This is a genomic window from Priestia sp. VA7, from assembly GCF_055710015.1.
In genome coordinates this window covers 1-344 of sequence record NZ_JBVQPN010000053.1, presented here as the reverse complement: position 1 = coordinate 344, position 344 = coordinate 1, and the positions used below count along the sequence as shown (strand labels likewise).

The following is a 344-nucleotide window of genomic DNA, read 5'->3' as shown; positions in this document are numbered from 1 at the left end:
AGAGCAATCTCTTGTCTGGTGGCGATAGCGAAGAGGTCACACCCGTTCCCATACCGAACACGGAAGTTAAGCTCTTTAGCGCCAATGGTAGTTGGGACTTTGTCCCTGTGAGAGTAGGACGTTGCCAGGCTGGAAAAGATCTCTCTTTTCTTTTAAAAAAGTTGTTGACATTACGTTGATAACTTGATAAGATAGTAAAGTCGCTTAAGAGCGGCGGTTGAACTTTGAAAACTGAACAAAGCGACAAACGTCAACGTTAATTTTTATTTTTTAAATTGAGCAAGTCAAACATTTCTTCGGAGAGTTTGATCCTGGCTCAGGATGAACGCTGGCGGCGTGCCTAA

1 rRNA gene is annotated in these 344 nt (G+C 43.3%); it reads left to right on the top strand.

The annotated features are described in order from the left end of the window. Positions 1 to 14 precede the first annotated feature (14 nt). Positions 15 to 130 (top strand): 5S ribosomal RNA (rrf, locus tag AC0C45_RS30130). Positions 131 to 344 lie beyond the last annotated feature (214 nt).